The sequence below is a fragment of the Psychrobacter sp. ENNN9_III genome (assembly GCF_001462175.1).
GTDB lineage: Bacteria > Pseudomonadota > Gammaproteobacteria > Pseudomonadales > Moraxellaceae > Psychrobacter.
This window is the reverse complement of sequence record NZ_LNUO01000210.1, coordinates 1-1,927: the sequence shown is the minus strand read 5'-3', so window position 1 is coordinate 1,927 and position 1,927 is coordinate 1. Positions and strand designations below refer to the sequence as shown.

The 1,927-nt window shown below is 41.3% G+C and carries 3 protein-coding genes; 1 reads left to right on the top strand and 2 read right to left on the bottom strand.

Going from position 1 to position 1,927, the window contains the following annotated elements; all coding sequences use genetic code 11:
* Nucleotides 1-134 precede the first annotated feature (134 nt).
* Nucleotides 135-440: a hypothetical protein gene (locus tag PENNN9_RS12455; RefSeq protein WP_058369968.1), complete on the bottom strand. Its 306-nt coding sequence runs from the start codon at nucleotides 438-440 to the stop codon at nucleotides 135-137.
* A gap of 81 nt (nucleotides 441-521) precedes the next feature.
* Nucleotides 522-1,121 carry a hypothetical protein gene (locus PENNN9_RS12450; RefSeq protein WP_227511827.1) on the bottom strand — a complete coding sequence of 200 codons (600 nt, stop codon included), beginning with the start codon at nucleotides 1,119-1,121 and terminating at the stop codon, nucleotides 522-524.
* Between the two features lie 307 nt (nucleotides 1,122-1,428).
* Here PENNN9_RS12450 and rnhA point away from each other — a divergent pair.
* Nucleotides 1,429-1,927 (top strand): ribonuclease HI (gene rnhA, locus PENNN9_RS12445; RefSeq protein ID WP_082638098.1); only part of this gene is annotated, 499 nt, incomplete at its 3' end.

Sequence of the window (1,927 nt, the reverse complement as noted above, 5' to 3'; positions counted from 1 at the left end):
AATCATAAAAAACACGGTCAATGAGTTCATCACTGAATCATAAAAAACACGGTCAATGAGTTCATCACTGACCGTGTTTTATGTGCATTAAGTTTAAAGCTAGTAAACCAACATTAGTGAGTGATCACTAACCATCAATCAGGTACCTCATAATTGGCGTTTTCTGGGTTGAGACCAAATGAGTATACGAATGTCGCAACCAGACTGTTAATAATGATAAAGGGTAAGTCAATCGTGACGTGACCAAGTAGATAGCGTCCAATCAACCAAGAGACAATAAGCATAATAATAAAAAACGCGCCCAGATACCCTAAGATGACAGGATGTTTTAAACCATAGGGCTGCGCAGGCTTAGGTTGTTTACCAAGTATATATATACGTATCGCCCAACCAGCGGCATAAGACAAACCGCCCAAAACGACATAACTTAAAAAATTCATATTATCTGACTCTATTACTAAATAACTGGCAGAACATATTATATTACTGTCCAACAAACCTATAATAAATACTGTTTGCTATCAAAGACTTTTAGTACTCGGCCCAACGTTATCGATGACAATATCGGCATGGGGATTGGCTAAAATATCAGTATTGACCTCATCACACTCTACCCGATAAATCGTATTTGCGCCCTTATAGATGTAGGACAAATACTCACTATCAAGTAATGGATCGATATTGGCATAAACAGGTTTGACATGTGCCATGACCAACACTCTATCAGGACGTCCAATAACTGCATCGACATTGTCAGGATCAATGGAGAAAAACTTAGGTATCTCACTATTATCAAGCTCTTCTAACGGTTCAGCAGTATCCCAGACACGCTTGGCAGTTGCAGGCTCCTTCATCTGCATAACCCATCTGCCTTGTTGCTGACTGACCTTAATCTGGGCAGGCTCATCACTGCTGACGGTATAGCAGCCTTCAAATATAGATAAATCCGTTTCGGTCTTTGCCGCATCTTTCACCACGGTCGTACTGCTATCATTACAACCTGCTAGCAATAGCGCACTACAAGTGATACCGCTAACCACTAACAAGGTAAGTCTTTTGCAAATAACGTCTGAGCGCTTGAGCATGATAATGTCATCCTGCGTTAAAAGGGACTGAGGCATGTGCATTCAGTTTCAACTGAAAAGCTGTGCTCTCATCAGGCTCATTTTAACAGAAAACAACTCCCTTTCTGTTTTGATATTTAGCTTTACAGTTTTGTGGCGAGCGATGGCGCATATTGCTAATGGATTTGCTATAATCAAGCGCGTTAATCCCAGTTATACTCTCAGTTAAACTATAGTCAAGCTCGATAGTATAGATATAAATAAATTAAATAAATAGCGCAGAGGCTCTATAGAACTGAGCTTGCAAGGCGAATAATATATCTGTTTATCGTACGTTAACTATCTATTAGGCTATTAGATTTTTATGTCAGACAATCCTGCTCTATCATCCTACACTTCTAGTACAAATGTTTTTAGCGCAAGTCAGCAAAATGCGGCTGATCCGCTAGCCGTGAAAGCAAATACTACCGTCGCTTATACTGATGGTGCCTGTAAAGGTAATCCTGGCGCCGGTGGCTGGGGCGCGCACCTTATCTTTAGTGATGGACGTACGCAAGATCTATACGGTGGCGATAAAGAAACCACTAATAATCGTATGGAGCTAATGGGCGCAATAAAAGCTCTAGAGCATAGCCCACGCGATTTAAAGCTTGAGATTTGGACCGACTCTAGTTATGTTAAAAACGGCATTACCCAATGGATTGAAGGTTGGAAAAAACGTGGCTGGAAAACTGCAGGCAAAAAGCCTGTAGCCAATCAAGACTTGTGGCAACAGTTGGATAATCTTTGTCAAGCACGCGATGTTGATTGGCACTGGGTTAAAGGTCATGCTGGACACGCAGGCAATGAGAAAGCTGATGAGC